The 24,868-nt window shown below is 68.7% G+C and carries 15 protein-coding genes; 8 read left to right on the plus strand and 7 right to left on the minus strand.

The window, feature by feature from the left end:
- The 6 genes from RKE25_RS18890 to sucC form a co-directional block, all read right to left on the minus strand.
- Positions 1 to 954 carry a spore coat U domain-containing protein gene (locus tag RKE25_RS18890; RefSeq protein WP_311839630.1) on the minus strand — a complete coding sequence of 318 codons (954 nt, stop codon included), beginning with the start codon at positions 952 to 954 and terminating at the stop codon, positions 1 to 3.
- Entirely contained in the window at positions 951 to 3,233 is a 2,283-nt protein-coding gene (locus RKE25_RS18895) for a fimbria/pilus outer membrane usher protein (protein WP_311839631.1), read from the minus strand. Before RKE25_RS18895 ends, RKE25_RS18890 begins: the two co-directional genes overlap by 4 nt.
- Positions 3,234 to 3,326: 93 nt before the next feature.
- Positions 3,327 to 4,055 carry a molecular chaperone gene (locus tag RKE25_RS18900; protein WP_311839632.1) on the minus strand — a complete coding sequence of 243 codons (729 nt, stop codon included), beginning with the start codon at positions 4,053 to 4,055 and terminating at the stop codon, positions 3,327 to 3,329.
- Positions 4,056 to 4,062: 7 nt separating this feature from the next.
- Positions 4,063 to 4,578 carry a spore coat U domain-containing protein gene (locus tag RKE25_RS18905; protein ID WP_311839633.1) on the minus strand — a complete coding sequence of 172 codons (516 nt, stop codon included), beginning with the start codon at positions 4,576 to 4,578 and terminating at the stop codon, positions 4,063 to 4,065.
- Positions 4,579 to 4,842: 264 nt separating this feature from the next.
- Entirely contained in the window at positions 4,843 to 5,718 is an 876-nt protein-coding gene (gene sucD, locus RKE25_RS18910) for a succinate--CoA ligase subunit alpha (RefSeq protein ID WP_311839634.1), read from the minus strand.
- Between the two features lie 13 nt (positions 5,719 to 5,731).
- The gene (gene sucC, locus RKE25_RS18915; RefSeq protein ID WP_311839635.1) at positions 5,732 to 6,892 is read right to left on the minus strand and encodes an ADP-forming succinate--CoA ligase subunit beta; all 1,161 of its coding nucleotides are present in this window, start codon (positions 6,890 to 6,892) and stop codon (positions 5,732 to 5,734) included.
- 346 nt (positions 6,893 to 7,238) lie between these two features.
- Between sucC and RKE25_RS18920 the strand changes: the two genes are divergently transcribed.
- Positions 7,239 to 8,891 (plus strand): HAMP domain-containing sensor histidine kinase, encoded by a 1,653-nt coding sequence (locus RKE25_RS18920; RefSeq protein ID WP_311839636.1) that lies wholly within the window; start codon positions 7,239 to 7,241, stop codon positions 8,889 to 8,891.
- An 11-nt stretch (positions 8,892 to 8,902) separates the two neighbouring features.
- On the opposite strand, the gene RKE25_RS18925 is transcribed toward RKE25_RS18920, so the two are convergent.
- Positions 8,903 to 9,862 carry a LacI family DNA-binding transcriptional regulator gene (locus tag RKE25_RS18925; protein ID WP_311842435.1) on the minus strand — a complete coding sequence of 320 codons (960 nt, stop codon included), beginning with the start codon at positions 9,860 to 9,862 and terminating at the stop codon, positions 8,903 to 8,905.
- 368 nt (positions 9,863 to 10,230) lie between these two features.
- Between RKE25_RS18925 and pgmB the strand changes: the two genes are divergently transcribed.
- The 7 genes from pgmB (at position 10,231) to RKE25_RS18960 (ending at position 24,793) form a co-directional block, all read left to right on the plus strand.
- On the plus strand, positions 10,231 to 13,362 hold the full coding sequence (pgmB, locus tag RKE25_RS18930; RefSeq protein WP_311839637.1) for a beta-phosphoglucomutase: 3,132 nt from the start codon (positions 10,231 to 10,233) through the stop codon (positions 13,360 to 13,362).
- 33 nt (positions 13,363 to 13,395) lie between these two features.
- On the plus strand, positions 13,396 to 15,927 hold the full coding sequence (locus RKE25_RS18935) for a TonB-dependent receptor (protein ID WP_311839638.1): 2,532 nt from the start codon (positions 13,396 to 13,398) through the stop codon (positions 15,925 to 15,927).
- Positions 15,928 to 16,070: 143 nt separating this feature from the next.
- Complete coding sequence (locus RKE25_RS18940) at positions 16,071 to 17,318, plus strand: MFS transporter (RefSeq protein WP_311842436.1); 1,248 nt, start codon at positions 16,071 to 16,073, stop codon at positions 17,316 to 17,318.
- A 59-nt stretch (positions 17,319 to 17,377) separates the two neighbouring features.
- Positions 17,378 to 19,639 carry a glycosyl hydrolase family 65 protein gene (locus RKE25_RS18945; protein WP_311839639.1) on the plus strand — a complete coding sequence of 754 codons (2,262 nt, stop codon included), beginning with the start codon at positions 17,378 to 17,380 and terminating at the stop codon, positions 19,637 to 19,639.
- A 29-nt stretch (positions 19,640 to 19,668) separates the two neighbouring features.
- Positions 19,669 to 21,981, plus strand: a complete 2,313-nt coding sequence (locus tag RKE25_RS18950; RefSeq protein ID WP_311839640.1) for a glycosyl hydrolase family 65 protein — start codon at positions 19,669 to 19,671, stop codon at positions 21,979 to 21,981.
- Positions 21,978 to 23,672 (plus strand): trehalase family glycosidase, encoded by a 1,695-nt coding sequence (locus RKE25_RS18955; protein WP_311839641.1) that lies wholly within the window; start codon positions 21,978 to 21,980, stop codon positions 23,670 to 23,672. Before RKE25_RS18950 ends, RKE25_RS18955 begins: the two co-directional genes overlap by 4 nt.
- Before the next feature lie 50 nt (positions 23,673 to 23,722).
- Positions 23,723 to 24,793, plus strand: coding sequence for an alpha/beta hydrolase fold domain-containing protein (locus RKE25_RS18960; RefSeq protein ID WP_311839642.1), 1,071 nt, complete (start codon positions 23,723 to 23,725; stop codon positions 24,791 to 24,793).
- Positions 24,794 to 24,868 lie beyond the last annotated feature (75 nt).

Genomic DNA, 24,868 nt, shown 5'->3' on the forward strand with positions numbered 1-24,868 from the left:
TCAGAATTCGATCGTCGCGGTGATCGTGTCGCTGTAGTTGCCCGGCATCGGCGTGCTTTGCGCCGGCACCCGCCCGTACACGTTGACGGCCTGCGCCAGGCCGGTGCCGGTGCCGGTCACGCGGGTGGTGCCGCCGCTGCCATCGCCCCACGGCAAGGTCCGCGCGCTGTCGGTATAGAGCTGGTAGCCGACCGATCCCCCGCCGCCTTGTCGCTGCATCGTCCGCGCGGCGACGTTGCCGCTGCCGCCGCCGTTGAGCGAGACGCGCCACGAATCGCCGTTGGTGCAAGTGATGCTGAGGCTGCCGGCTGCGTTGATGCCCGTGCCGATCACGCCCGCCGTGCCGAAGCTGAGATTGGTCGCGCCGATGGTGCAGTTGTTCGTGACCGTGGCGCTGACGGTGAAGGGAAAAGTGCCGGCGGCGGTGAGCGACGCGCAGCTGGGCGCGACCAGCAGGTAGTACCCGTAGGCGATCGCCGTCGCCGTGGTGAAACTCTGGCTGTACACCGTGCTCGCATCGCCGGTCGTCGGCACCGTCGTCTGGCCGGCGGCGATCTGCCCGTAGAAGTTCACTGTCGCGCCAGCCGTCGTGCCGATCAGCGGTTTGGCGATGGACACCGAGAGCGGCGTGCTGCCGGTGAAACTGGAGCCCCAGGTCTGGGTGTGGCCCGCGTCCTGGTACAGGTCGTACTGCATGGTGTTGGCACCGCTAGTCATCGCGCGCGTTACCGCCGTGCTGAGATTCAGGCAGACCAGCGCGTTGGGCTGCAGCGAGATCAGCGTCCAGTCGCAGGACACGTTGATCGTGCCGCTGCGCGCCACCGCCGTGCCGCTGATCGGGTTGACGTTGCCGAAGTCGAGGTTGCTCGCGGTGGCCGTGCAGGTCTGCGCGTGCACCGCGCCGCCTCCGCACAGCGCGGCGGCGAACAACAGCAAGATGAGCGCGCGCATCATCGGCCCGGCTCCGTCTGCCGCGGACACGCCAGCGGCCCGATGCGCGGCAGCGAACCGTCCGTCGGAGAGCGATAGGCGAATCCGACGCTGCAGTGCCACCCGTCGCCTTCCAGGTCCAGCCGGTTGCGCTCGCGCAGGCCGCTGACGAAGGTGAGCCCGTCGTAGCCCACCACGGTATCGGTGCCGCTTTCCGCATGGCGCACGCGCGTGCCGGGCGGCAACGGCCGGCCGGCTTCATCGACCAGCGCGATCGAGGCCGCCGCATAGCGCGACAGCGGGAACCGCGCGAGCACGCCCGAACGTGCCTGCGGCACGACGTCCCGCGCCACCGTCTCCACGCGCGCATCCGCCGGCAGCGCCAGGCTGTCGATCGACAACCGGTTGGCTTGGTATGCGTTGAGGTCCGGCACCAGCAGGTGGCCGCTCCGGTCGGTGCGGCCGATCGGACGGTTCTCGTGCAGCACGGGCACGTCCGCCACGCCATCGGTGGAGACCAGCGCGAAACCGTCGTAGATGCGGCGCGACGGCTGCAGGCTGCCGTCCATCCAGACCAGCGCGCCGAGCGCGTCCAGCGAGGCGACCTGCCGCCCGGCGGTGTCCTGCGCGAGCCCGGTGAGCTGGCCGGCGCTGCCCAGATACTGCAGCTGCGCCTGGCGGAACCGCAGCCCGCCGCTGCGCCCGTCCTGCACGCCCCAGCCCCAGCCGCCGGCGTAGTCAGCGGGACGCAGCGCCTGCAGGTTGCGGTACGGCTGGCCGCCCTGGCTGCCGGCCAGCGCGCTCGCGGTGGTGCGTCCGTCCAGCGCGAGGTTGAGGCTGAGGAAGGCGCCGTGCGCGGAGGGCCGGGCGAAGTCGCGATAGGCGCTGAGGTTGAGCGATGCGATCCGCCCCATCGACCAGAGCCAGGTCAACGCGCCGATGCGCGAGTCGGAAGCGCCCGCCGCGCGCAGTCCGATATAGCTCAGGGCAAGGTTCTGTCCCGGCGCGAACGGCAGCGACAGGGTCAGCCGCGCCAGCCGGCGCGGCGCCGGCGAACCTTCGCGCGCGGCCAGATCCGCATAACCGGAGCTGCGCTGCGTGAGTTCGGCGTCGATCGCCAGGTCCGGCCGCACCCACTGGTAGCCGAGACTCACTTGCCTGCCCGCATCGCGACCGCCGCTCATTGCCAGCGAACCGCTCAGCACGCCGGCCTGTCCGAGCCTGACCAGCGCACCGCCACCCGCATTGGCCAGGCCGGCAGTGGCTTCGCCGTGCAGCTCCAAGGTCAGCGCATCGTCGACACCATGCCGCCACGACGCGCTGCCGGCCGGATGCGAGGCGTAGTCGAACGACGCCAGGCCATAGCGTCGGCGCACGAAACCCGCTTCCAGCCCATAGCTGTCGAGACCCTGCGCCAGCATGCGCGCATCGATGTACAGCGGCAGCGCGGTGGTCACGGTGCGGCCGAGCGCGTCACGCGTCACCAGCGTCGCCTGGCCGGCGCCGGTGATGCCGGGTGCCTGATTGAGCACGAACGGGCCACTGGGCACGTCCACGCTGGCGCGGCGCACGTTGTTGACGTAGAGGTCCACCGCCGACGGCACCGCCGCGGAACCGCCGAGCGCCGGCAGCGGAAAAGTGATCAGGTCAGGCCGCAGGGCGAAGTCGCTGCGCCATTGCAAGCCGGCGAAACGCACGGGGCGCGACCAGTTCAACGCAGAGGTCACGCCATCGCCGACCTGGAACACGGCGGTCGTGGCCGGATCGGATCGCGTCCAGGCGGTGTCGTAGCGCACGTAGCGGCCGGTGCCGCCGCCGGCGTAGTAGGTGCCGGTGTGGTCGAAGACGCCGGAAGGCGCGAAGTAGCGAAGCTCGGACCACAACGCGAGATGCGCGCCACCGCCGCTCTGCAGGTAGGCGTCGTAGTTCAGCAGCACGCCCCTGTCGCCTTGTGCCGGCGGTACGCCAGACAGCTGCCGCGTGTCCGCGACGAACGGCAGGCGCAGGCTGTCGGGCACGGTCAATTCCACGCGCTGCGCCGCGGCGTCGTAGCGATAGGACAGGCCCGGCACCTCGTCGAGCGGAATCTCGCCGGCGCGCCCGAGTCGCGCGGGGTCCAGCCCCGCCGCCGCCAGCTCGGAGACGTCGCAGGCCAGGCGATCGCCGGTGACGCGGAAGCGCAGGATCCGTCCGCTGGCGTGGCCGTTGAGGATCACTTCGAGAAAGACCTCCTGCGGTTGCGCCATATCGAGCAAGGCCGGCACAGGCAGATCGCTGCCGCGCGCCGGCGCGACCGTGGCCATCGCGCACAGCAGAAAGCAGGCCCCTGGCCGCGGCCGGGCGCGCCGCTCAACCGCTCGCGCCGGTTCGCGGGGGATGCGCGGCGGCCGCATGCGTCATCGCCGGGGCACGACGTCCAGCGCCGCCTCGGCGGGCTGGGCGTTGACGTTGGCTTTCACCTTCAGCGGGCCCTCGGTCGCGAAGCCTTCGCCCAGCGGGACAGTCCATTGCCGCGTCCTCCCTGCCAGCACGTAGCCGAGCAATCCCTGGTTGACCTCGTGCGTCACGCCATCCGCACCCACGATCCGCACGGCCGCGAGCTGCGCGCGGCGTCCACCCGCATTGCTCACCCGCAGACGCCACTGCGTACCGTCGCGCCGCAGTTCCCACGCAAGACGCGGCGAGTCGGGTCGCCCCGCCGGCTCGACGAACACCGGCACGGAGTACCGCAGGCGGATGTTGATGCCGTTGCCCGCGGCAGCCTCGGTGGCAGGAATCTCATCCACCAGTACGCGGTAGCTGCGCTCCTCTCCGACGACGGCAGCATCGCGGCGGACCAGCCGCACCAATTGCTCGCCCTGCGGCTCGACGCGGATCAGCGGCGGGCTGGCCATCAGGTCGTCGCTGGCTTCCAGCGTGTCCTCGTCCGCCGACTGGTCCCAGCGGAACACGCGCACCTGGCCGTAGATCGGCACGCTGCCGGGATTGCGCAAGGTGATGCCGCTGGCAGCCTGGCCGGGCGGCAGCTCCACCGTGATTGGCGAGATCTGCAGCGACGAGGCGTGCGCCCCCACGCCCAGGCCCAAGGCCAGGGCGAGCGCGACCCGCCGCGGCAGCCGCGTCACGAGGCGCTCAGAAGTAGACGGTGGCGGTGACGGTGGCCTGGTAGGTGTCCGGGCGCGGCGTGGCCTGGCTCGGCACCTGGCCGTAGACGGTGATCGACTGCGCCGCGCCGTTGCCGGTGCCCGCCACGGTGTCCGTGCCCTGAGTGTTGCCCCAGACCGTGCCGTGGCCCGCATCCTGATACAGCTGGTAGCCCACCGTGGTGCCGGTGTTGCCGGTCGTGGTGCCGGCCATCAGCCGGCTGGCGACGGTCGAGCCGGTCACGCCGCCGGCATCCAGGCCGACGTTATACGGCGTGGTGTTGGTGCAGGTCACCGCTACCGTGGTCTGCTGGTTGATCGCCGACGAAAGCACGCCGGTGGTGCCGAAGCTGAGCGGATTGGCGGTGATGCTGCAATTGGCCTGCAGCGTCAGCGAGACGGTGAACGTCGCCGTCGCGGTGCCGTTGTTGTAGGTGGCTGCCGGGGCCGCGGACGCGGCTGCGGCGAGGAGGAATGCGGAACACAGCTGCTGCCAACGCTTCATGACGACCCCCTGCGGTCTGCGAGCGATGCGAGTGCTGTCCGGGCCGGATCCGACCGATCGAAGCCGCCGTCCCGGGCGGTGCGCGGGCCTATGTGTAGTCCCGAACCAAACGTTTAGTCAAATGGCCATGCTTGGGGAAAGAGGGGACGGACCGCGCTGTTCGCACCTGGATCGATCCAGGCAGCCGTTTCCCGCCTCCGTCCCCATCCGCCAAAGAAAAAGGCCGCGGAAACCGCGGCCTTTTTCGTGACACCCGTCGAACCCTTACTTCTTGAGCAGGCCCGCCAGGGTCTTGCCCAGGTCGGCCGGGGACTTCACCGTGGTGACGCCCGCCTTTTCCAGCGCGGCGAACTTGGCCGCCGCGGTGCCCTTGCCGCCGGAGATGATGGCGCCGGCGTGGCCCATGCGCTTGCCGGCCGGAGCCGAGGCACCGGCGATGAACGACACCACCGGCTTGGTCACGTACTCGCCGATGAACTCGGCCGCGTCTTCCTCGGCGCTGCCGCCGATCTCGCCGACCATGATGATGCCTTCTGTCTGCGGGTCGTCCTGGAACAGCTTCAGGCAGTCGATGAAGTTCAGGCCGTTGATCGGGTCGCCGCCGATGCCGATGCAGGTGGACTGGCCCAGGCCTTCGTTGGTGGTCTGGAACACGGCTTCATAGGTCAGCGTGCCGGAGCGCGACACGATGCCGACCTTGCCCGGCTTGTGGATGTGGCCCGGCATGATGCCGATCTTGCACTCGCCCGGGGTGATGATGCCGGGGCAGTTCGGGCCGATCAGCACGGTTTCCGGATGCTGCGCCAGCACGTTCTTCACGCGCAGCATGTCCAGCACCGGGATGCCCTCGGTGATCGCCACGATCACCTTGATGCCGGCGTCGATGGCTTCGAGGATCGAGTCGGCCGCGAACGGCGGCGGCACGAAGATGACGGACGCGTCGGCGCCGGTCTCATCGACGGCTTCGGACACGCTATTGAAGACCGGCAGGCCGATGTGCTCGCTGCCGCCCTTGCCCGGGGTGACGCCGCCGACGACCTTGGTGCCGTAATCCAGCGCCTGCTGCGCGTGGAAGGTGCCCTGCTGGCCGGTGAAGCCCTGCACGATCACCTTGGTGTTCTTGTTGACGAGAACGCTCATGCTCGATTGCTCCTCACTTCGCGGCGGCCACGGCTTTCTGCGCCGCGTCGTTGAGATCGTCGGCCGGCGTGATCGCCAGGCCGGAGTTGGCCAGCAGCTCGCGGCCCAGCTCCACGTTGGTGCCCTGCAGGCGCACCACCACCGGAATCTTCAGGCCCACTTCCTTCACCGCGGCGATGATGCCTTCGGCGATGAGGTCGCAGCGCACGATGCCGCCGAAGATGTTGACCAGGATGGCCTTCACCTTGTCGGAGGAAAGGATCAGCTTGAACGCCTCGGTCACGCGCTCCTTGGTGGCGCCGCCGCCGACGTCGAGGAAGTTGGCCGGCTCGCCGCCCGCCAGCTTGATCACGTCCATGGTGGCCATGGCCAGGCCTGCGCCGTTGACCATGCAGCCGATGGTGCCGTCCATCGTCACGTAGTTGAGGTTGTGCTGCACGGCAGCCGCCTCGGCCGCGTCTTCCTGGCTCAGGTCGCGCATGGCGGCCAGGTCGGCGTGGCGGAACTCGGCGTTGTCGTCGGAATTGACCTTGCCGTCGAGCGCGGCGAGGTTGCCGTCCTCGAGGATGGCGAGCGGATTCAGCTCGACCAGCGACAGGTCCTTCTCGTTGAACAGCTTGTACAGGCCCAGCATGATCTTGGTCAGCTGGCCGACCTGCTTGGCGTTGAGGTCCATCGCGAAGCCGAGCTGGCGGCACTGGTACGGCTGCAGACCCTCGACGAAGTCCACCACGATGGTGTGGATGTCTTCCGGGGTGTCCTTGGCGACCTGCTCGATGTCCACGCCGCCGTGCTTGGAGGCAATGAACGAGATGGCCTTGGTGTCGCGGTCCACCAGGATCGACAGGTACAGCTCCTTGGCGATGTTGGTGGCGTCGGTGACCAGCACCAGGTTCACCGGCAGCGCGCGGCCGGCGGACTGGTAGGTCTCCATGTTGGTGCCGAGCATGCCCTTGGCGGCGGCGCGGACGTCATCGAGGCTCTTGCAGAACTTCACGCCGCCGGCCTTGCCGCGGCCACCTGCGTGGATCTGCGCCTTGACCATCCATTGGGAACCGCCAAGCGCCTTGGCGGCGTCGACGGCGGCGTCGGGAGAGTTGGCAACCTTGCCCGGCGGCACGGCGATGCCGTACTTGGCGAACAATTCTTTGGCCTGGTACTCGTGGAAATTCATTCGATACCTCGAGCGAACGGGGAAAAACATGGCGCCCGTGCCGGGAGCGTGCCGGACGGGCGTGAGGGGGACGGACGGCGACGGACACTCGAGTGCAGGCGCTGCCGATGCAATGCGCCGCCATGCCTCGACATGACGAAAACCGCGCAATACGGCCCGGTATTTTCGCGGAAGGCGGGCGGGATGGAAAGGGGCGGCCGCGCGCACCCCCGCCAACCGGCGAGTGACAAACCCGTGACGGGCGGGCTCCGGCGGCACCTTCGACCCCGCGAAAAGCCCGCGCCCCGGCGCTCCCGGCCGGCTCTATACTGCGCCCCACCGCGACCCGCCGAGAGTGCCAGGCCCCGTGCCCCATACCGCGCCGCCCGCCTTCGCTCCCGTCCGCACGGCCACCGAGTCGGTGCGCCACGAACTGTTCTTCCTCAACTACTTCCGGCTGGCCCAGGCCCTGGTTTACGCAGGCCTGGCCTTCAGCCCGCCCGCACTGGGCTGGCCGCATCTGAATGACACGGACACCGCCCGCCTGGTCGCGCTGTGCTTCCTGGCTTTCGCGGTGGTGGTGGCGGGGTTGACCCGCCGCGCCATGCCCTGGACGCGCCTGGTCACCCCGGCCTCGCTGGTGGTGGACATCGTGGCGGCGGTGCTGGCGATCGGCGCGATGCAGGACGCCCGCATCGGCATCTCGATGATGCTGGCGGTGAACCTCGCCGCGGGCGCGCTGCTGCTGCCGCTGCGGCTGGCCCTGTTCTTCGCCGCGCTGGCCACGCTGGGCATCCTCGGCCATTCGCTGCTCAACCCCGGCGGCGAAGTCGCCATCGCCGACCGCCAGCTGCTGGAGGCCGGCCTGTTCGGCCTGGCCTACTTCGCCATCACCATGCTGTGCTACGTGCTCAGCCGGCAATTGCGCGCCACCGAGGCACTGGCCGAGCAACGCAGCATCGACCTGGCCAATCTCGCCCAGGTCAATGAGCTGATCATCCGCCGCATGAAGACCGGCGTGCTGCTGGTCGACGACGCCAACCGCATCCACCAGATCAACGAGTCGGCCTGGATGCTGCTGGGCAATCCCAGCGCCGACCAGCGCGACCTGGGCCGCGTGGCGCCGGAGCTGTCGCGGCGCCTCTATCACTGGATGACCTCCGGCAAGCTCGACGAAACCGCCACGCAACTCGCCGACGGCACGCCGGAAGTGATCCCGCGCTTCAGCCGGCTCGCGCCGAACGACGACGCGCTGGTGCTGATCTTCCTGGACGACACCTCGCTGGTCTCGCGCCGCGCCGAGGAACTCACGCTCAGCTCGCTGGGCCGTCTCTCCGCGTCGATCGCGCACGAGATCCGCAACCCGCTCGCGGCGATCCGCTACTCCGCGCAGTTGCTCGCCGAATCGCACGACCTCGGCGCGACCGATCAGCGCATGGTGGAGATCATCAATAACCACTGCGTGCGCCTGAACGACATCATCGAGAACATCCTGCAGCTCTCGCGGCGCGAGCGCTCGCGCCCGGAGACGCTGGACCTCGGCCGCTGGGCGCAGAACTTCGTGGACGAATATCGCCAGGGCAACGACCTGGGCGGCGACACCCTGCGCGTGATCAGCAACGGCAGCGAGCCGGTGGCCGCGGTGGCCGACCCGCAGCAGTTGCAGCAGGTAGTGTGGAACCTCGTGCAGAACGCGCTGCGCTACGGCCGCATGCCTGGCGAGCCGGCGCGCGTGATGGTGGTGGCAAGGCACGGCGAACACGGCGTGCCCATTCTGGAAGTGATCGACCGCGGCCCCGGCATTGCGCCGAAGGTGGCCGCGCAGATCTTCGAGCCGTTCTACACCACGCACGAATACGGCACCGGCCTAGGTCTTTACCTGGCGCGCCAGATGGCCGAGGCCAACCAGGCTTCGCTGGAATACGTGCGCGTCGCCGGCGGCGGCAGCTGCTTCCGCCTGGTGCTCACGCCGCCGGCGCGGGTGCCGGGGAGCGATGCCGCCGGCACCGCGGTGGCGTAAGCGCGCTGCCGTCAGGTGGCGCGGACGATCAGGTCCACCGGCAGCACTTCGGATGCGGCCGGCTCGTCGTGGATCATCGCCAGCATCTTGCGCGCAAGCAGGCTGCCGCCTTCCTGCCAGTCCTGGCGCACGGAGCTGAGCGGCGGATGGAAGCTGGCCGCCAGCGGCATGTCGTCGTAACCGACGACGGAGACGTCCTGCGGCACGCGGCGCCCGAGCGCCTCTACCGCGCGCACCGCGCCCATCGCGAGCAGGTCGCTGCAGGCGAACAGCGCATCGAACGGCACGTCGCGCGCCGCCAGTGACTGCACGGCATCCATGCCCGAAGCGAGCGTGAACTCGTCGCGCCGGATCAGCAGCGGCTTCACGCCATGCTCGGCCAGCGCATCCACGAAGCCGCTCAGGCGCTCGAAGATCTCCGGATGGCCCGGATTGCCCACGAACACCGGATTACGCCGGCCCTGGGCGACGAAATGCTCGGCCACGACCTTGCCGCCCTGGCGGTTGTCGCTGCCCACCACTACATGACTGTCGTGTTCGCCGCGCGCACCCCACACCACCATCGGCAGGCCCAGCTTGTCGAAGCGGCGCACCGCGTCCTGCCGCACGCCCTGGCCGAGCAGGATCATGCCGTCGGCCGCCTGCACCGCCGCGGCGCTGGCCCCCTGGCGCGTGGTCAGCAGCACGCTGTAGCCGGCGGCCGTCAGCTCCTGCGAGATACCGCCCAGCAGCATCAGCGGGTAGGGATCGAACATGGTGCGGTCGCTGCTCGGCTTCATCTCCACGATCACCGCCACCGTGTGGCTGCGGCGCAGGCGCAGATTGCGCGCGCTGACGTTGAGCTTGTAGCCCTGCTCGCGCGCCAGGTCCTGGATGCGCTCGCGGGTTTCGCGGTTGACCAGCGGGCTGTCGCTGAGCGCCCGCGACACGGTGATCTTGGAGACCCCGGCCAGCTGCGCGAGGTCCGCCATGGTGAGGTTGGCCGGCGCGCCCGGTACGGGCTTTCGTTTGCTTCGACTCAAGACCGGGCCTCGGCCAGTTCCATCGCTTCGCTCCTGGAGTGCGGTGTCCGCGGCGGATGGTTCGCCGCAGCGCGCAGTGTGTCGATTTGCGCCCGAGGCGTCCAACGGACGGCCGAGACGCCCCTCGCGCCTGCTCGTCCGCCGTGCTCCCGGCGAGCCTGCGGCAGCACTCCTCAAAGCCGCGTGATGCCGCGCCGCAGCAAATGATATCGATATCTTGATATCGATATCATTTGCTGCGAAGCTCGCCGCCCAATGGACCGGCCAGCGCACCCCGCGCCCCGCCTAGAACAACCAAAAGATCGACTGGGGATTACATGCTCGACCGTCTCGCCACCGCGCCCGCCGCGGCCGCCGCCGCCGTGCCTTCCGCCGGGAAGGACGCCGAGTCCGTGCCCGCCGGGTCCACGCACGTCGATCCGTGGTCGCTGCTCCGCCACGGCACCGACCCGGCCGGCTTCGCGCAGGACGAGAGCCTGTTCGCCCTCGCCAATGGGGCACTGGGCGTGCGCGGCGGACTGGAAGAAGGCGACAGCCCCAGCCAGGCCAGCTTTCTGTCGGCGGCCTGGGAGCGAGCGCCGATCGAATACCACGAGCGCTTCCCCGGGTTCGCCGCCCACACCGACACGCGCATCCCTGTCGCCGACGCCACCCGCATCCAGCTGCGCCTGGGCGATACCCCCGTGCGGCTGGCCGACGGCGAATGGCTGGCCTTCGAGCGCCGCCTGGACCTGCGCGACGGCTGCTACCGGCGTTTCCTGCGCTGGCGTTCGCCGACGGGCGAAACCCTGGAGATCGAGGCCGAACGCCTCGTAAGCCTGGGTGAGCCGGGCCTGCTCGCGCTGCGTTACCGCGTGCGCTCGGTGGACTACAGCGGCCCGATCACGCTGGAGTCCTCGATCAATACCGCGCGCGACGCCGTCGAACAGGGCGACGACCCGCGCATCGGCACGCGCCTGGACGGCGGCCTGCACACGATCGACGCCGCGGCGGAACCGGACCTCGCCTGGGTCCACCAGCGCACCACCCACAGCGGCATCCGCCTGGTCTGCGCGCAGACGCACGCACCGCGCGACGGCAGCCTGGACGCGCACATGGCCAACCTCGCGCCCCACGGCGTGGTGCAGACCTATACCGGCCAGCTCCTGCCCGGCCAGGCCGTGACGCTGGAGAAATACGCCGCCTACGCCTGGACCGAACCGCACGGCGACGACGCGCAGGAGGCCTTGCTCGACCGCGCCCGCGCCATCCTCGAACAAGCCGCGGAACTGGGTTATGCCGCGCTGCTGGAACGCCAGCGCCAGCATCTGGCGCCGCTGTGGGAAGCCGCCGACCTCGCCATCGACGGCGATCCGGCCACCGAGCAGGCGCTGCGCTTCAACCTGTTCCACCTGTTCCAGTCCAGTTGCCGCGACGGCCACGGCAGCGCCGCGGCCAAGGGCCTCACCGGCGAAGGCTACGAAGGCCACTACTTCTGGGATGCCGAGGCGTTCATCCTGCCGGTGCTCGCCACGACCGCGCCGGAGCTCGCCCGCGGCATGCTGCTGTACCGCCACCGCACGCTGGACCGTTCGCGCCTGCATGCGCGCGAACTGAACCACGCGCGCGGCGCGCTGTTCGCCTGGCGCACCATCAGCGGCGACGAATGCTCGGCCTACTATCCGGGCGGCTCGGCGCAGTACCACATCAACGCCGCGGTGGCCTGGGCGATCCGCCTGTACGTGGACGCCACCGGGGACACCGATTTCCTGCGCGACCACGGCGCGGAAATCCTGTTCGAGACCGCACGCGTGTGGATCGACATCGGCCACTTCAACGCGCGGCGCGGCGACGCCTTCTGCATCCACGAAGTCACCGGCCCCGACGAGTATTCGGCGCTGGTCGACAACAACCACTACACCAACCGCATGGCGCAGCGTCACCTGCGCGATGCCGCTGCCACCGCGGTGTGGATGGCCGGTGCCGCGCCGGTGGAATACGCCGCGCTGTGCTCGCGCATCGGCCTGGGCGAGGACGAAGTCGCGCAATGGCGCCGCGCCGCCGAAGCGATGTATCTGCCGGAGGACCCGCGCCTGGGCATCTTCCCGCAGGACGACGGCTTCCTCGACAAGCCGCGCCTGCCCGACCACCTCGCGGCCAGACCCGGCGAGGGCAAGCATCCGCTGCTGCTGCGCCTGCATCCGCTGACCATCTATCGCCACCAGGTCTGCAAGCAGGCCGATACGCTGCTCGCGCTGATGCTGGCCGGCGAGCGCGTCGACCGCGCGGCGAAGCGGCGCAACTTCGACTACTACGAAAGCGTCACCGTGCACGACTCGACGCTGTCGGCCTCCACCTTCGGCGTGATCGCCGCGGAAGTGGGACTGGCCGGCAAGGCCTACCGCTATTTCCAGGATTCGCTGCGCGTGGACCTGGACGACTCGCACGGCAACGCCGCCCACGGCGTGCACATGGCCGCCATGGCCGGCAGCTGGCTGGGCCTGACCTGGGGCTTCGGCGGCTTCCGCGTGGTGGATGGCCTGCCTGCGCTGGCGCCGCGCCTGCCCGCCGCATGGAACAGCTACCGCTTCGGCCTGCGCTGGGGCAAGGCGCGGCTGCGGGTGGAAGTGGAAAGTGCCGGCGTGCGCTACACGCTCACGGCCGGCGACGGCCTGGCCTTCCGCCACGATGGCCGCGAGCAGTTCATCCGTGCCGGCGAAACGCTGCGACTGCCGCGCGCCGACGCCATCCCAAACCGCCGCGCGCCGCTGCCGCCGCTGCAGGCGGTGATCTTCGACCTGGACGGCGTAATCGCCGACACCGCCGTGGTGCACGACGCGGCATGGCGGCGCCTGGCCGAGGAAGCCGGCCTGCCGTTCGACGCCGCCGTCGGCGAGCGCCTGAAAGGCGTGGACCGCATGGGCTCGCTGGAGATCCTGCTGGAGCGCGCCGGGCGCGCCTACAGCGAGGAAGAGAAGCTCGCGCTCAGCGAGCGCAAGAACGACTACTACCGCGAACAGATCGAGCGTTTCGGGCCCGAACAGCTGCTGCCCGGCGCGCGCGATGCGATCGCCTCCGTGCGCGCCGCCGGCCTGAAGGTCGGGCTGGCCTCGGCCAGCCGCAATGCGCCGCTGCTGCTGGAGCGCATGGGCATCGCCGGTCTGTTCGACTACATCGTGGACGCCGCCCATATCCAGCGCTCCAAGCCGGACCCGGAGATTTTCCTGGCCGCGGCCGCCGGCCTGGGCGTGCCGCCGGCTGCCTGCCTCGGCGTGGAGGACGCCGCGGCAGGCATCGCCAGCATCCATGCCGCCGGCATGGCCGCCGTCGGCATCGGGCAGCCGTCCGCGCTGGCCCAGGCCGAGACCGTGCTGTCCGGACTGGGGGCATTCCGCATCGAGGATTTCGTCAGCAGTGAAGAACCATCGCTTGCCGCGGCAGGGGAAGCGGCCAGCGATATCACCACATAAAAGCCCGATACCACGGGTGGGGAGGTTTTGACCATGCAACGCCAACGCATCGCTCGACAATTGCTCGCCGCGGCCATCGCCGCATCGCTCGCGCTGGGCACGGCCCACGCGCAGGACAGCACGCAGGCCGCCGGCACCCAGACGCCGGCGCCGCCCGCGCCGGCTCCGGCCCAGGACAACGCGCCGAAGGGCAAGCCCCAGACGCTCGAACAGGTGGTGGTCACCGGTACACCCACTGTCGGCGGCATCCGCAAGATCGACGCCTCGTACAGCATCACCGCGGCCGACGCCGAGGCGATCAAGCAGGCCAACCCGAAGAGCACGGCGGACCTGCTGAAGATCTCGCCCGGCCTGTGGCCGGAATCCACCGGCGGCCAGACCGGCGCCAATATCGAAATCGCCGGCTTCCCGGGTGGCGGCGACGCGCCCTACTTCACCACGCAGATCATGGGCTCGCCGCTGTACGGCATGCCCACGCTGTCGTTCATGGAGACCACCTCGATGTTCCGCCTCGACGACACGGTCGAGCGCGTGGAGATCCTGCAGGGCGGCCCGTCCGTGGTGTTCGGCGACGGCCAGATCGGCGCCACCGCCAACTTCATGCTCAAGCAGGGCACGGCCAAGCCATCCGGCAGCATCGGCGTCACCTACGGCAACGAAGGCCTGTGGCGTACCGACGGCTTCCTCGGCTTCAAGGTGGCGGACGACTGGTTCGGCAGCGTCGGCGGCTTCTGGCGCAAGTCCGATGGCGTGCGCGACCCGCAGTTCACTGCCGATAAGGGCGGCCAGTTCACCGCCACCCTGTCGCACACCATGGACAAGGGTTCGCTGGTGCTGTGGACGCGCGTGCTCAACGACCGCAACCAGTTCATCACTCCGATCCCGCTGATCCAGCACGGCAGCGACAGCTTCTCTTCGTATCCCGGCTTCGACCCGCTCACCGACACGTACTACAGCAAGTACATCCAGCACGTGAACCTGCCGGGCTACCCGGGCGGCGGCACCAGCGCCAACCTGGCCAACGGCCGCGGCGCGAAGATGCGCTTCTTCGGCGGCAACTTCGACTACGACCTGAGCGACGGCTGGACCATCTCCGACAAGTTCCTGATCGACCAGGGCGACATGGATACCAATGCCCTGTTCTCGGGCTCCAACCCGTCGTCGCTCAACGACATGCTCTACAACACCTCGACCGACCTCGGTGGCCTCGGACTTGCGCCCGGCGCGACCGCCACCTACGTCAACGGCGGCGGCGTGGTGGATCCGAACCAAAGCGTGATCCACCAGGGCTGGTGGTTCATCCACAAGAAGCTGAAGAACATCAACAACGATTTCCGCATCAGCAAGGAACTGTTCGACGGCAACACGCTCACCGCCGGCCTGTACCTGGCGCACTACACCATGAACGACAAGTGGGCGCTGGGTAACCAGATGCTCATGACCAATACGCCGAACGCGCGCCCGATCCAGGTGGTCAACGCGGCCGGCCAGGCCGTCACCGACTACCAGGGTTTCCTGGATTACGGCGCGTACAACATCGCGCAGAACGGCAAGTCGACGAACAAGGCGTTCTACCTCTCCGATTCGTGGAAGATCGACCGCTGGCTGTTCGACATCTCCGCCCGCGTGGAGAACCAGGACTCGACGCTGCACGTGTGCAACCTGCACAACGTCAACCTGGACGGCAACGACAACACGCTGTACGACAACGCCGTGCCGGTGTGCGACGGCACCTTCGCCACCACCAAGTACGACAAGACCCACACCTCCTGGACCGTCGGCGCGAACTACGAGCTGGCCGACAACATGAGCGTGTACCTGCGCGCGAACAAGGGCGCGCACTTCGGCGACTTCGATAATGCGCTGCGCGGCAACACCACGGGCAACACGCCGCCGCTGCAGAAGGTCCAGAACTTCGAAGGCGGCTTCAAGTACCAGTCCAAGCTGCTGTACGCGGACATCAGCATCTACCACCGCCAGTTCAGCGGCCTGCCGTACCAGCCGACCAACGCGGCCGGCGCGCCGGTGGGCAGCCCGCTGCTCTACGGCTCGGACTCGAAGGGCATCAACCTCAGCGGTGCGCTGATGCCGATCGACAACCTGAAGCTGCAGCTGGTGGCGAACTACCTCGACGGCCACTACTCGCACTACTCCGCCTGTGTGCCCTACACCAACCAGGTGGTGGGCGACGGCTGCGCCTTCATCAACGGCAAGCAGCTGCAGCGCCAGCCGAAGGTGCGCTACATGTTCACCCCGAGCTACCGCTTCCTGTTCCCGTGGGGCGACATCACGGCCTTCGTGACCTACACCCACGTCGGCGCGCACACGCAGGACCAGTCGGCGCTGCAGCAGCTCGGCTCGTACGACACCATCGACTTCGGCGTGGTGGCGAACGTGGAGGAGAACTGGGAGCTGCGCCTGCAGGGCACCAACATGACCAACGAGCTGGGCCTGACCGAAAGCAACTCGCGTATCTTCGGCTCGGCGGCCGGCGCGGGCGGCGTGATCCTGGCCCGTCCGCTGGAAGGCCGCGAGGTCAATTTCCAGGTCAAGTACAAGTTCTAAGCTGCACCGGCTTTTCCCCAAAGGCGGTCCGGGCCCGCGACAGCCCGGACCGCCGCTTTTTGGCGCGTGACCCCGAACCGTCGGACGACGCAGACCGTCCGAAGACCCGATCCGTTAGCGAGGTGGCCGTGAACCGTTTCCGCATGATCGCCGCCCTGGCGCTGATCTACATGGTGTTCGCCATCCTGCTCAACAGCGTCGGCACGGTGATCCTGCAGACGATCCACACCTTCGGCATCGACAAGCCGCAGGCCAGCCTGCTGGAGCTGTTCAAGGACCTGCCGATCGCCGTCACGTCGTTCCTGGTCGCCTCCTTCCTGCCCCTGCTCGGCTACCGCCGGGCGATGATGATCGCGCTGGCGATCGTCGGCAGTGCCTGCGCGCTGATGCCGCTCTACCCCTCTTTCCACACCACCGAGCTGTTGTTCACCTGCGTGGGCATCGCCTTCGCCTTGACCAAGGTCTCGGTGTATTCCTCGATCGGCCTGCTGACCCGCGGACGGGCCGAGCACGGCCGGCTCACCAACACCATCGAAGGCCTGTTCATGCTGGGCGTGCTGCTCAGCGGCTGGATCTTCAGCGCCTTCATCGACCACGCGAATCCCTCCAATCCGGTGTGGTTCCGCGTGTACTGGCTGCTCTCGGCGCTGTGCGTGCTGGTCTTCATCCTGCTGGCCGGCGCGAAACTGGACGAGTCAGCGGCCCACAGTGCGGGTACGGAATCGCTCGGCGGCTCGGTCGCGGCAATGTTCCGCCTGCTGCTGCGCCCGCTGGTCTACGTGTTCCTGCTCTCGGCCTTCCTGTACGTGCTGATCGAGCAGAGCTTCGGCACCTGGCTGCCGACCTTCAACAACGAGATCCTGCATCTGCCCAACGCGATGAGCATCCAGCTCGCCAGCATCCTCGCCGGCGCCACCGCGCTGGGGCGCATCGCGGCGGGCCAGGTGCTGCGGAGGATGTCGTGGCACACTCTCCTGAACCTGTGCGTGGTGGGCATGGGCGTGCTGGTGCTGCTGGTGCTGCCGCTGGCCCAGCATGCCGCGCCCAAGCCGGATGCCGGCTGGTTCAATGCGCCGCTGGCCGCTTATCTGCTCCCGCTGATCGGCCTGTTGATGGCGCCGATCTATCCGGTGATCAATTCGGTGGCGCTCAGCTCGCTGCCCAAGCCGCTGCATGCATCGATGACCGGCCTGATCGTGATCTTTTCCGCGCTGGGCGGCACGCTGGGCTCGCGCATCACCGCGGTGGTGTTCGCCAGCTTCGGCGGCATCCACGCCTTCTATTTCTCGCTGGTGCCGATGACCCTGGTGCTGGTGACCCTGTTCTTCTTCAAGCGCGAAGCCGACCGCGCGGGCGCTCTGCCCGGGCCGTCCGATTTCGCGCCGGAATGACGCATGCGGCGGCATGACGCCGCCGGTAGCCACACAAGGAACCGCTGATGGGAGCAGTCATGAAACACCGCTGTCGCCGCCTGGGCCTCGCCGGCCTTTTCATTCTCGCCGCAGGCTTGGCCGGACCGGCCGCCGCGCAGGGCCCGACGAGCGACCCGAGCTTCGTGCTCACCGGCACCTCGGCGGATTTCGACAGCTACTTCCCCGGCTACCTCGCCAACGGCTACTTCTCCACCATGACCTCGCCGCGCGGCACCGAGCCGGCGATGGGCTACATGGTCGCCTTCATGGATTACGCCAAGGACGACATCGCCCGCCCCGCCGCCGTGCCGGGATGGAGCGAGATCGACTACAACCCCGGCGGCGGCTGGCTCAATTCCACGCGCCTGGGCAAGGAGATCTTCACCGACTACGCGCAGACGCTGGACATGCACGACGCCACGCTCAGCACGCGCTACCGCTTCGTCTACGCCAACAAGTCCACCGACGTGAAGGTCGACACCTTCGTCAGCCAGGACGCCGGCCATGTCGCCGCGACGCGGCTGTCGATCACCCCACAGTTCGACGGCAGCGTGCTGCTCACCTTCCCGATCCGCCTGTGGTCCGAGCACCAGCCGCGCTTTCCGATCGCCAAGCTCACCGGCGACCAGATGATCGAGGCGGTGATCGCCAGCGGCCAGAACCTCAACAACAAGCCGATTCCCACGCCCGACCGCGCCGCCGTGTGGTACCACGGCGTGACGCGCATCCTCGCCAATGACGGTGACACGAAGGACCTCACGCTCTGGCTGGACGGCCGCGCCGAACAAGGCCTGGACATGGCCGAAGCCGTGGCCGTGAGCCTGCCGGACGGCTTGAAGATCGAGGACGTGCAGCTGGAGAAGACGCCTTATCGCCTCTCGCTCAACGTCAAGGCGCGCGTGCAGAAGGGCCGCACCTACGCGTTCACCAAGTACGCCGCGCTGTCGCGCCAGGGCTGGGGCGGCGATGCGAAGGCCACGCTGGCGCTGGCGAAGGAAGCGCGCAAGAGCGGCTTCGACACGCTGCTGGCCGCGCACAAGGCCGCGTGGCATGAACTGTGGAAGTCCGACATCGTGGTCGACGGCGACCCGGCCGTGCAGAAGGCCGTGCATTCGGACCTCTATTACCTGCTGGCCAATTCCACCGTCGGCACCGCCTGGCCGATGGGCGCCTGCGCCTTGACGCCCGGCTACGCCGGCCATGCGTTCTGGGACAGCGATTCGTGGGTGTTCCCCGCGCTGCTGCTGCTGCACCCGGAACGCGCCAAGCCGATCGTGATGTTCCGTCACCGCACCATGCAGCCGGCGCGCGATCGCGCGAAGCAGTACGGCGTGAGCGGCACCATGTACCCATGGGAGGCCGATCCCGAGACCGGCGTGGACCACACGCCGCACTTCGCCTACGACGTGTACCGCGAGATTCACGTCAATGCGGACGTGGCGATCGCGCAGTGGCAGTACTACCAGGTCACCGGTGACGACGCGTGGCTCAAGCAATACGGCTGGCCGGTGATTCGCGAGGTCGCCGAGTTCTGGACCAGCCGCGTCACCTATGACAAGGCGCACGACCGCTACGAAATCCACCACGTGACCTCGCCCGACGAGGCCTACAACGACGTGCCCAACGACTCGTTTACCAACGCCGCGGCGCGCAAGGCGCTGCGCATCGCGGAGGAAGCGGCCAGGAAGGTGGGCGAAACGCCGGACCCGAAGTGGGCCGACATCATTGCCAAGATGTACATCCCCTTCGACGAGAAGAACCAGCGCCACCTGGACTTCGACGAGACGGTGCCGCACGACAAGATCACCTGGATGGGCTCCTCGCTGATCTGGCTGATGTACCCCAACCTCGACCTGCCGATGACGCCGCAGGTGCGCCGCAACAACTTCGACTTCCAGCTGCACGAGCTGAAGGTCCATGGCGACGATCCCAACGAAATGATGATGGTGATGCTCGCCGTCGGCGCCGCGGAGCTGGGCGACGGCAAGACGGCAGGCGAGTGGATCCACCGCAACCTAGCCGGCTTCCTGAAGCCGCCGTTCAACGTGCGCACGGAAACGGTGGCGAACAACGCCGGCTACATCCTGTCCACCTCCGCCGGTTTCGTGCAGAGCTTCGTCTACGGCCTGAGCGGCCTGCGCATCGACGACCAGGGCCTGAGCGAGGCCTATGCGCCGGTGCTGCCGCCGGCATGGAAGTCCCTCAAGCTGCAGGGCGTGCACTACCGCGGCAAGCAGTACGACATCACCATCGACCACGGCGCCGACGGCAAGGCGAAACTCACCCGCACGGCGCGCTAGCGCGCCGCGCCACCGGCGCGGGACACGACATGAGGCAAGCACATCGCACACGCGGCCTGGCCTTCCTCGTTGTGACGGGGATGCTGGCCGCGGGCGCTGCGCAGGCCAGCGACGATGGTTTCGTGCTCGAAGCCGGCTGGAAGGACCTGGAGGCCTATTTCCCCGGCCAGCTCGGCAACGGCTACGTCTCCACGCTCACTTCGCCGCGCGGTACCGAAGGCAGCGTGGCCTATATGACGGCGTTCGTGGACCGCGCGCCCGGCGACGTCTCGCGTCCGGCCGCCATTCCCGGTTGGACCGGCATCGACTACAGCGCCGGCCCGTCGCGCGACGGCACGCACTGGCTGAACCGGGTCGGCATGAGCACCGCGCGTTTCGCCGACTACTCGCAACGCCTGGACATGCGCGAAGGCACATTGACCACCCGGTACCGCTACCGGGACGGCGAACGCACCACCGGCGTGGAAGTGACGACGCTGGTCAGCATGGCCGCGCCGCACCTGGCCGCCAGCCGGCTGGTGATCGCGCCGGCGTTCGATGGCGAGGTGCGTCTCTCCTTCGCGCTCGACCTGTGGGCGCCCAGCGCGCCACGCTTCGCACTGGGCGAGCTGGATGGGCCGCAGTTCGAGGACGCGCTGTTCGCGCACAACCTCAAGCTCGCCGCGGCGCCGCCGGACGTGCCCGACCGCGCCGCCATCTGGTACCACGGCGACACGCGGGTGCAGCACGCCGACGGCGACGTCCAGACCATGACGCTCTGGCTCGACGGCCGCGCCGAGCATGGCGCGCGCATGGCGCAGGCCGTCGCCGTCGCGTTGCCGCCGGGACTGCACCCGAACCGCGCCTGGCTTCGCCACGACGACTACAAGCTGTCGCTCGAACTGGCCGTGCCCGTGCAGCGCGGACAGCGCTACGCCTTTACCAAGTTCGTCGCCGTCTCGCGCGACGGCTGGGGCGGCGACGCAAAGGCGGACCGCGCGCTCGCCACGGCGGCACGCGACGCCGGCTTCGATGCCTTGCTGGCGGCGCAGCGCGACGCGTGGCGCGGGCTGTGGCGGTCGGACATCGTGATCGATGGCGATCCGCAGGCCCAGCGCCTGGTGCGCTCCGACCTGTACTACCTGCTGATCAACGCCGCGCCGGGCACATCCTGGCCGATCGGCGCCTGCGGCATGACGCCGGGCTATACCGGCCACGTCTTCTGGGACAGCGATGCCTGGGTGTTCCCCGCGCTGCTCCTGCTGCATCCCGCGCACGCGCGTCCACTCGTGCAGTTCCGCAGCCGCACGCTGCCTCAGGCGCTCAGGCGCGCGGGCGAACGCGGCCTCGCCGGCGCGATGTACCCGTGGGAGGCGGACCCCGACGACGGCAGCTCGCAGACGCCGCATTTCGCCCAGGTGCTGGATGAGCGCGAGATCCACGTCAACGCGGACGTCGCCATCGCGCAATGGCAGTACTACCTGGCGACGGGCGACGCCGATTGGCTGAAGCGCGACGGCTGGCCGGTGATCCGCGCCGTCGCGGCGTTCTGGGCCAGCCGCGCGACGGCCGTGCCGAGCACCTCGGCGTATGCGATCGAGCACGTCACCTCCGTCGATGAGGATTACAACGACGTGCCGAACGACACGTTCACCAATGCCGCCGCGGCCAAGGCGCTGCGCATCGCCACGCGCGCGGCGGCGCTCGTCGGCGAACCGGCCGATCCGCGCTGGAACGCGATCGCCGATGGCCTCGTGCTGCCGTTCGACCAGCGCGCAGGGCATCACCTCGACTTCGACGCTTCGGTCCCGCATGACCGCGATACCTGGGGCGGCAGCTCGCTGCCGATGCTGAGCCTGCCCTTGCTGGACCTGCCGATGGACGCCACCGTGCGCCAGCGCAACTACGACTACGCCATGCGTTCGATCGAACGCTCCAGCCACGATGCCAACAGCATGGGCTTCGCTCCGCTCTCCATCGCGGCGGCCACGGCGGGCGACGGCCGCACCGCATCCGAGTGGTTCCTGCGCAATCTGCACACCGGCGTGGCGAAGCCGCCGTTCAACGTGCGCAGCGAGACGGCCAGCAACAACACCGGTTATTTCGCCGCCGCCAGCGGCGGCATGCTGCAGAACATCGTGTTCGGCTTCACCGGCCTGCGCATCCGGGACGACGGGCTGGTGGCCGCGTACCCGCCGATGCTCCCTTCCGGATGGCGCCGCTTCACCCTGAAGAACGTTTCCTTCCGCGGCGAACACATGGACGTCACCGTGGAGCCGGATGCTCAGGGCAAGCCGCGCCTGCTGCGCCGCCCTAGCGCCACCGGCGCCAACGACTCCCCCGAAGCGAGGACCCTGCCATGACCCATCCCTCCCGTCTCCGCCTTCCGCTGCGCCTCACCGCGCTCTTCACCGCCCTCGCCGTGGCCGCTTCCGCCCATGCGGCCACGCCGGACCCCGCGAAGACGCGCGCGTACATCGACAAGGCCTGGACCACGCTCACCCGCACGCAGGACCAATGCAGCGCGCTGGGCGATCCGAAGATTGCAACGCATCCGGTGCTCTACGTGCCGGCGCGCATGGCCGTGCCGGCGGCACTAGTGGAGACCGGCAAGCGCTGTGGCGTGGAGATCCGCCCGCTGCCGCGCGCGATCGAGCGGCTGGGCGACATCGACGCGACGAAGCTGCCCGCGCAGGGCCTGCTCTACCTGCCGCATCCCTACGTGGTGCCCGGCGGTTTCTTCAACGAGATGTACGGCTGGGACAGCTACTTCATCGTGCTGGGCCTGGCCGCCGATCAGCGCGGCAAGCTGGCGCGCGACATGGTGGACAACGCGCTGTTCGAGGTCGAGTACTACGGCGCGGTGCTCAACGCCAACCGCACGTACTACCTCAGCCGCTCGCAGCCGCCCTTCCTCACGGCGATGATGAAGACGGTGCTCGACGATCCCGACGCCTTCGCGGGCGATGCGCAGCGCAACGAGTGGCTGACGCACGCCTATCCGCTGGCCGTGCGCAACCACGACATCTGGACGCGCGAGGAGCACCAAGCCGGCGACACCGGCCTGGCACGCTACTACGACCTGGGCGACGGACCGGTGCTGGAGGCGCAGAACAGCGAGGACTTCTACCTCAAGGTGATCAAGTGGCTGCGCGCCCACCCCAAGGACGACCCCGGCTATCTGCTGAAGGGCGCGAAGGAACCCGACGACGCGGAAGCCGCACGCCTGAAGAAGGCAAGCTGCGACGTGCGCGCCTCCAAGGTGTGCCTGGGCAACTGGTACGACGGCTATCGCCTGACCGCCGACTACTACCATGGCGACCGCGCCATGCGCGAATCCGGCTACGACACCAACTTCCACTTCGGCCCCTTCGGCGGCTCGACCCATCACTACGCCTCGGTGGACCTCAACAGCCTGCTCTACCGCTACGAGCTGGACCTGGCGGAGTTCGCCAAGCGCCTGGGCAAGAACGACGAGGCGCAGCGCTGGACGCAAGCCGCCGCTGCGCGCAAGGCGGCGATGGACAAATACCTGTGGCAGCCCGAGGAAGGGATGTACCGCGACTACGATTTCGTCGCGAAGAAGCCTTCGCCTTATCCGTACATCAACACGTTCTATCCGCTATGGGCCGGCGCCGCCTCGCCGCAGCAGGCCGCGGCGGTGCGCGGCAAGCTCGCCATCTTCGAGCGCCGCGGCGGCCTGTCCATGGACAACCAGCCCAGCGGCGTGCAGTGGAACGATCCATTCGGCTGGGCGCCGACCAACTGGCTGGCGGTGAAGGGCCTGGACGACTACGGCTTCCACGACGACGCGCGCCGCCTTGCCGGCAAGTTCGCCGCGACGGTCGACCGCGGTCTCGCCGACGACGGCACCATCCGCGAGAAATACAACATGGCTACCGGCAACGCCGACGTGAAAGTCACCGCCGGCTATACCGAGAACGTGATCGGCTTCGGCTGGACCAACGGCGTGTACCTGAAACTGCAGGAGATCCTGCAGAAGCAAGGCACGACGCCGGCGAAGAAGCCGCGCGCCACCGAAACCGCGAAGTGACCCGCCGCCGCCGGCCTCGCGCCGCCGGCCTCTTGCCGAGGATTCCCGCCATGCGCATCGCCCGCTTCGTCCGCACTGTCGCGCCGCTGCTGTTTCTCGTGGGGCTTGCCGCCGCCCAGTCCGCCCCGCCCGATCCCGGTGCCGGGCCAGACGGCAGCGTGCCCATCGGCAGCGCAAGCGTGCCGTACTCGCGCTTCGCCTCGCCGGAGGCGCGCGCGTTCTTTCCGAAGATGCTCGCCGAAGGCGCCAAAGCGCCGCCGATCACCGCACCGATCGAGCAGAGCCGCGTCTTCTACGACCGCATGAACAGCGATCGTGCGGCGCGCATGGAGAAGCTCTATCCCGTGAAGATCGCCAGCACCCGGATCGCCGGGGTGCCCGTGGACGTGGTCGAACCCGCGCAGGGCATCGTCGCCGCCAACCGGCAGCGCGTGCTGATCAATCTTCACGGCGGCGCCTTCCTATGGGGCGCGCACAGCGGCGGACTGGTCGAAGCGATCCCGATCGCCGGCGTGGGCCGCGTAAAGGTCATCACGGTGGATTACCGGCAGGGCCCGGAACACGTGTTCCCCGCCGCCAGCGACGACGTGGTGGCGGTATATCGCGAACTGCTCAAGCAGTACAAACCCGCGAATGTCGGCATCTACGGCTGTTCGGCCGGCGGCGTGCTCACCGGCGAGACGGTGGCCAGGCTGATCCGCGACAAGCTGCCGGTGCCCGGCGCGATCGGCATGTTCTGCGCCGGGCTGACCCCGTTGGAGGGCGATTCGGCGTACATCGCGCCACCGCTCAACGGCAAAGCGATTCCTCAGGCGCCGCTGAAGCTGGAAGACCTGCCCTACTTCAAGGGCGCGAGCGTCGCCGATCCCATGGTATTTCCGGCCAACTCGCCGCAAATCCTGGCGAAGTTCCCGCCCACGCTGCTGGTCTCCGGCACCCGGGACATGCTCATGAGCGCGGCGATTCAGAGCCAGACGCTGCTGGACCAGGCCGGCGTGGCCGTGGAACTGCGCCTGTGGGATGGCATGTGGCATTCCTTCTTTTCGGACCCGGAATTGCCCGAGTCGAAGGACGCCTACCGGGTGATTTGGCGCTTCTTCGACCGTCACCTGGGACACTGACGCCAGCGGCGCCGATGCCAACCATGCTGCGGCGCCTTTGCCCCCTGGAGAAGCGACGGGTATCCTAGCTCGAAC

It is taken from the genome of Dyella sp. BiH032 (assembly GCF_031954525.1).
Taxonomy (GTDB): domain Bacteria; phylum Pseudomonadota; class Gammaproteobacteria; order Xanthomonadales; family Rhodanobacteraceae; genus Dyella_D.

Bases quoted from the DNA above. Each gene is read 5' to 3' on its own strand.
- RKE25_RS18890 (WP_311839630.1), bottom strand. From the start codon at position 954: ATGATGCGCGCGCTCATCTTGCTGTTGTTCGCCGCCGCGCTGTGCGGA.
- RKE25_RS18895 (WP_311839631.1), bottom strand. From the start codon at position 3,233: ATGGCCACGGTCGCGCCGGCGCGCGGCAGCGATCTGCCTGTGCCGGCC.
- RKE25_RS18905 (WP_311839633.1), bottom strand. From the start codon at position 4,578: ATGAAGCGTTGGCAGCAGCTGTGTTCCGCATTCCTCCTCGCCGCAGCC.
- sucD (WP_311839634.1), bottom strand. From the start codon at position 5,718: ATGAGCGTTCTCGTCAACAAGAACACCAAGGTGATCGTGCAGGGCTTC.
- sucC (WP_311839635.1), bottom strand. From the start codon at position 6,892: ATGAATTTCCACGAGTACCAGGCCAAAGAATTGTTCGCCAAGTACGGC.
- RKE25_RS18925 (WP_311842435.1), bottom strand. From the start codon at position 9,862: ATGGCGGACCTCGCGCAGCTGGCCGGGGTCTCCAAGATCACCGTGTCG.
- pgmB (WP_311839637.1), top strand. From the start codon at position 10,231: ATGCTCGACCGTCTCGCCACCGCGCCCGCCGCGGCCGCCGCCGCCGTG.
- RKE25_RS18935 (WP_311839638.1), top strand. From the start codon at position 13,396: ATGCAACGCCAACGCATCGCTCGACAATTGCTCGCCGCGGCCATCGCC.
- RKE25_RS18940 (WP_311842436.1), top strand. From the start codon at position 16,071: ATGATCGCCGCCCTGGCGCTGATCTACATGGTGTTCGCCATCCTGCTC.
- RKE25_RS18945 (WP_311839639.1), top strand. From the start codon at position 17,378: ATGAAACACCGCTGTCGCCGCCTGGGCCTCGCCGGCCTTTTCATTCTC.
- RKE25_RS18950 (WP_311839640.1), top strand. From the start codon at position 19,669: ATGAGGCAAGCACATCGCACACGCGGCCTGGCCTTCCTCGTTGTGACG.
- RKE25_RS18955 (WP_311839641.1), top strand. From the start codon at position 21,978: ATGACCCATCCCTCCCGTCTCCGCCTTCCGCTGCGCCTCACCGCGCTC.
- RKE25_RS18960 (WP_311839642.1), top strand. From the start codon at position 23,723: ATGCGCATCGCCCGCTTCGTCCGCACTGTCGCGCCGCTGCTGTTTCTC.